This window comes from Verrucosispora sp. SN26_14.1 (assembly GCF_004307965.1).
Lineage (GTDB): Bacteria > Actinomycetota > Actinomycetes > Mycobacteriales > Micromonosporaceae > Micromonospora.
On sequence record NZ_SISL01000410.1, the window covers coordinates 1 to 5,311 of the forward strand.

Sequence of the window (5,311 nt, forward strand, 5' to 3'; positions counted from 1 at the left end):
GCCATGACCGCCGCCGCCGCCAGGTCGGCGACCCGCTTGGCCTCCCGCTGCACCCGCGCTCGGGTCTCCTTGGCGTGCCGCTCGGCCGCCTCGACGGCCCGGCGCACCTCCTCCAGCCGCTGAGTCTCCGCCGCGAGGTCGCGTCCGGTCTCCTCCAACTGCTGGCGCAGCCGGGTCAGCTCGGCGTCGGTGGCGTCCCGGTCCCGCCGGGTCTCGTCGAGCTGCCCCCGGGCGCCGTCCAGTTCCTCCTGCAACCGGGCCAGCGCCTCCTGCTGCTCGCCGACCTGGAGCTGGACGGTGTGCAACTGCTCCTCGGCGGCGGCGGCCTGCTCGTCGCTGAACGTGCGGGTCTCGGCCGCCTGCTCGTCGGCGCGCTTACGGATCTCGGCGGAGTACTGCTGCGCGTCCGCGATCATCGAGCTGACCCGCTGCTCGGCGGCGGACCGCTGGGCGGCCAACTCGCGCTCGACCGACGCCCGCTGCTCGGCCAGGTCCTCCTCGGCGTTGGAGCGCCGCTCCGCGAGCTCCTCCTCCACGGTGGTCCGCCACTGGGTCAGTTCCTGCTGACTCTTGGACCGGGCCGCCTGGATCTCCTGGTGGATCTGGGTACGCGCGGACGTGGTGAGCGCCTCGGCCGCCGAGCGGGCCTGCTCGACCTGCTGGCGGCACTGCTCGCCGATGCGCTGCGCCTCCTGCTGGGCGCGCTCGTGCGCGGCCTCGCCCTCGGTCCGCAGCTTCTCGGCGCGTTCGCGGGTCTCGGCCAGTTCCGCCTCGGCCGTGGCGCGCTTCTCCTCGTACGTCCTGTCGTGCTCGGCCCGCCGGGAGGCCAGTTCCTCGTCGAGGTCGGCCAGCGCCTTGACGGTCCGCTCGCGCGCGTTGGCGAGCGTCTTCTCGGCCTCCGCCTGGAGCTTGGTGGCCCGCTGGGTGTGGGTGTCCACGATGGCCGTCGCCTGCTTCTCGGCGAGGTCCAGGATCTGGTCGACCATCGGGCCCAGGTCGCGGAAGGACGCCCGGTCCATCTGGGTCGGCCGCTGGCGCAGCTCGGTCACCTCGATCTGGAACGCCTGGAGCTTGCCGGTCAGGTCCCGTACGTGTGACGTGGCCCGGTCCCGGTCGGCGGCGACCGCGGCGATGCGGGCGTCGGCCTGCTCGACGTAGCGATCGACCTGCCGCTTGTCGTACCCCCGCATGGTGACCTCGAAGTTCGGCCGCGAGGCCAGGTCGTCGCGGGACGCGAACGGTTCCTCGCCGATGGACATGCCCATCCTCCGTACGATCGCGAGCGCCACACCGGCCGCCCGGCTGCGATGACGCGCAACGCTACCGCTGCTCGCGTTCGTCTGTCGTCCCACCCCGGTACCGATTACGCACCGGCTTGCGGGGTGCGCACGTCCCTCGGCCGCGCGGGCGGTCAGCGGGGTGTCCGAGTGGCCTGTCCCGGCGCTACGCCGGCCGGTTTTCATCGAGTCGCGTCGACCCGCGCCGGTGCGGTGACCGGCGTCAGGGGCCCCATCTTGACAGCGAGTTAGGTTAGGTTAGCCTAACCGCATGTCGAGCGCACTGGCGTCGGGTGACGTCGAGCAGAGCCTGCGTGGAGTCGATCTCCACCTGGGCTACCACGGCACGTCGGTGGTGCACGGTGCCGCGATCACGCTCCGCCCCGGTGCGGTGACGGCCCTGGTCGGGCCGAACGGCAGTGGTAAGTCCACCCTGTTGCGGGCGCTGGCCCGACTGCACCCGATCGACAGCGGCACGGTGCTCTTCGCCGACGGCTCCGCCGCCGCCGGTCTGCCCGCCAAGGAGTACGCCCGCCGCGTGACCCTGCTCGCGCAGAGCCGGCCGGTCCCCAACGGAGTCACGGTCCGTGACGTGATTGGCTACGGTCGGCACCCGTACCGGGGACGCTGGCGCGCCGACGACCCGGACGGTCCCGCCGCGATCGGCCGGGCGATGGAGGTCACCGGGGTCACCGCGATGGCCGACCGGCCGGTGGACGAGCTGTCCGGCGGCGAGTTGCAGCGGGTCTGGCTGGCCACCTGTCTGGCCCAGGACACCCCGGTGCTGCTGCTCGACGAGCCGACCACCTTCCTCGACCTGCGTTACCAGGTGGAGATCCTCGACCTGATGCGTGACCTCGCCGACGACCACGGTGTCGCCGTCGGCGTGGTGCTGCACGACCTCAACCAGGCCGCCGCGGTGGCCGACGAGGTGGTGCTGCTGCACGGCGGCCGGGTCCGGGCCACCGGCACCCCCGCAGAGGTCTTCACCGAGCACGACCTGACCGATACCTACGGGATCCGGATCGAGGTCGTCGTCGACCCGCTCAGTGGTCTGGTCACCACCCGCCCGGTGGGCCGCCACCTCACCCGCGTCCCGGTCTGATCCCGGACCGACCCGAACAACCCATCCCGAGAAAGAACATCATGTCCCGTACCCGTGTCACGGCCCTGGTCGCCGCCGCCACCGTTCTGGTGCTGGCCGCCTGCGGCACCACCGAGAACACCTCTGATCCCGCCTCCACCCCCTCCGCCGCCGGCGGGCCGGTCACCCTGACCGACAGCCGGGGCAAGGAGATCACGCTCGACCAGCCCGCCACCAAGGTCGTCGGCCTGGAGTGGGGCGAGGTCGAGATGCTCGTCGGCCTCGGTGTCATGCCGGTCGGTGTCGCCGACCCCAAGGGCTACGCCACCTGGGTGACCGCCGCCAAGCTCGACGCGGACGTCAAGGACGTCGGCACCCGGGGCGAGCCGAGCGTCGACTCCATCGTCGCGCTGGAGCCGGACCTCGTGGTGATGACGGACGACCGTGGCGCCGGCACGATCGCGCAGCTGGAGAAGTACGTCCCGGTCGTCGTCACCAAGGGCAGCGACGCCAAGGACAACATCGGCCGGATGCGCGCCGACCTGAACATGATCGCCGTTGCGGTCGGCAAGACCGCCGAGGCGGAGAAGCTGCTCGCCGACTTCGACACCGCGATCGCCGACGGCAAGAAGAAGATCGCCGACGCCGGTGCCGCCGGCAAGCCGTTCGCCATCGCGGACGGCTGGAAGGAAGGCAGCACGGTCAGCATCCGGATGTTCGGTCAGGGCGCGCTCGTCTCCCAGATCGGCATCCAGCTCGGCCTCACCAACGCCTGGCAGGGCGAGGTCGACGAGGCGTGGGGCCTGGGCCAGACCGACGTCGAGGGCATGACCGTGCTCAAGAGCCCGGACCTGCACTTCTTCTACAACGCCTCGGACGGCGTCGACGTCTTCGCCGACGGCCTCGCCGACAACGCCATCTGGAAGTCGCTGCCCTTCGTCCAGCAGGGCAACCTGCACCGGATGCCGGACGGCATCTGGACGTTCGGCGGGCCGCTCTCCGGCAAGCAGTACATCGACCAGTTCGTCAACACCTACGCGGTGTGACCACCCTGTCCGCACCCCCGCGTTCGGAGCCGGCCCTCGGGCCGGCTCCGGCCGGGCGCGTCTCGGCCCCCCGCGTCGTAGGGGCCTTCGTCGCCGCCATCGCGCTGCTGCTGGTGGTCGCCGGTGTCCACCTCACCCAGGGCACCTCCGCCGTCGGCGCGCTCGACCTGCTGCGGCTGCTCACCGGCGGCGACGACGAGACGGCCCGGGTGCTCGTCGCCTCCCGGGTGCCCCGACTGCTCGCCGGGCTGGCCATCGGTGTCGCCCTCGGCTTCGCCGGTGCGGCCCTCCAGTCGATCGCCCGCAACCCGCTGGCCTCGCCGGACACCCTCGCCGTCAACGCGGGCGCCCACCTGGCCATCGTCTCGGTCTCCGCGTTCGGCATCGCGCTGCCCGCGCTGCCCGCCGGTGGCCTCGCCTTCTGCGGCGGGCTCGCCGCCGCCGGCCTGGTGATGGCGATGTCCTCCGGCGGGCAGGCCGGCACCACCCGGCTCATCCTCGCCGGTTCGGCCACCGCCATGGCGCTCAGCTCGGTGACCATGCTGCTGCTCCTGCTCTTCGAGCAGGCCACCATCGGCCTGTTCGCCTGGGGCAACGGCTCGCTGGTGCAGAGCGACCTGAACGCGCTCACCCAACTCGCCCCGGTGCTCGGCATCGCCGTCGTGGCCCTGATGCTGCTCGGGCACCGCCTCGACATCCTCGCCCTCGGCGACGACACCGCCACCGTGCTCGGCCTGGACGTACGCCGTACCCGGCTGATCGTCACGGTGCTGGCCGTCCTGCTCGCCGCCTCGGCGGTGACCCTCACCGGGCCGGTCGGCTTCGTGGGCCTGTGCGCGCCGGTGATCGTCCGGCTGCTCGGCTCGGTGGTGCCCGGGGTGCACCGGCACCGGGTGCTGCTGCCGCTCTCCGGCATCGCCGGAGTGATCATCGTGCTCGGCTCCGACGTGCTGCTGCGGGCCGTCATGGGTGGCCAGGCCGGGGTGGACATCCCCACCGGCGTGGTGACCACACTGCTCGGCGCGGCCGTGCTGATCTGGCTGGCCCGGCGGCACCGCGACGCCGGACCGACCCGCCGCCCGCCGGGCGGGCACGCGGCCGTACGCTCCGCCGGCTTCCACCGCACCGTGGTCGTCGTGGCGGCCACCGTCACCGCTGCGGCGGTGCTGCTCGGCATGCTCGCCGGGGACACCTGGGTGCTCGTCGGCGACATCGTCAACTGGTTCAACGGCACCACCGGGCCGGGGTACACGTTCGTGCTGGACCAGCGCTGGCCCCGGGTCGCCGCGGCGATGCTGGCGGGTGCGGCGCTGGCCGTGGCCGGCACCACCGTGCAGGCGGTCTGCCGCAACCCGTTGGCCGAGCCCGGCATCCTCGGCATCACCGCCGGAGCCGGCCTGGGCGCGGTCTCACTGCTCACCTTCGTGCCGCTGGCCGGGGTGTGGGCCGTCTCCGGGGTGGCCGGGCTGGGCGCGATGCTCGCCTTCGCCCTGGTCTACGGCGCGGCGTGGCGCGGCGGGCTCAGCTCCGACCGGCTGGTCCTGATCGGATTCGGGGCCTGGCAGGGCGGCATGGCGCTGATCACCTTCATGATCGTGGCCTTCGACCCGTGGAACACCGGCAAGGCGCTCACCTGGCTCTCCGGCTCCACCTACGGGCGTACCGCCACGCAGGTGCTGCCGGTGGTGATCGCGCTGCTGGTGCTCACCCCGGCGGTGGTCGCCGCCCGCCGCGAGCTGGACCTGATGACGCTGGACGACGACACTCCCCGGGTGCTCGGCGTCCGGCTGGAACGCACCCGGCTGATCGCGCTCGGCGCGGCGGCGCTGCTCACCTCGACCGCCGTCTCGGCCGTCGGTGTGATCGGCTTCGTCGGCCTGGTCGCCCCGCACGCGGCCCGCGCG

General features: G+C 72.8%; 4 protein-coding genes. 3 read left to right on the forward strand and 1 reads right to left on the reverse strand.

The features are described from left to right. Positions 1 to 1,259: hypothetical protein (locus EYA84_RS25645; RefSeq protein ID WP_131056123.1), on the reverse strand; the 1,259-nt coding region annotated here is incomplete at its 3' end. A 289-nt stretch (positions 1,260 to 1,548) separates the two neighbouring features. On the opposite strand from EYA84_RS25645, the gene EYA84_RS25650 reads away from it, so the two are divergent. From EYA84_RS25650 to EYA84_RS25660, 3 genes are all read left to right on the forward strand, one after another. Further along, positions 1,549 to 2,382 (forward strand): ABC transporter ATP-binding protein, encoded by an 834-nt coding sequence (locus EYA84_RS25650; RefSeq protein ID WP_131056125.1) that lies wholly within the window; start codon positions 1,549 to 1,551, stop codon positions 2,380 to 2,382. Positions 2,383 to 2,423: 41 nt separating this feature from the next. Further along, entirely contained in the window at positions 2,424 to 3,407 is a 984-nt protein-coding gene (locus EYA84_RS25655; protein ID WP_131056127.1) for an iron-siderophore ABC transporter substrate-binding protein, read from the forward strand. After that, the coding region (locus EYA84_RS25660) for an iron ABC transporter permease (protein ID WP_131056129.1) at positions 3,404 to 5,311 on the forward strand (1,908 nt) is incomplete at its 3' end. The genes EYA84_RS25655 and EYA84_RS25660, both read left to right, overlap by 4 nt.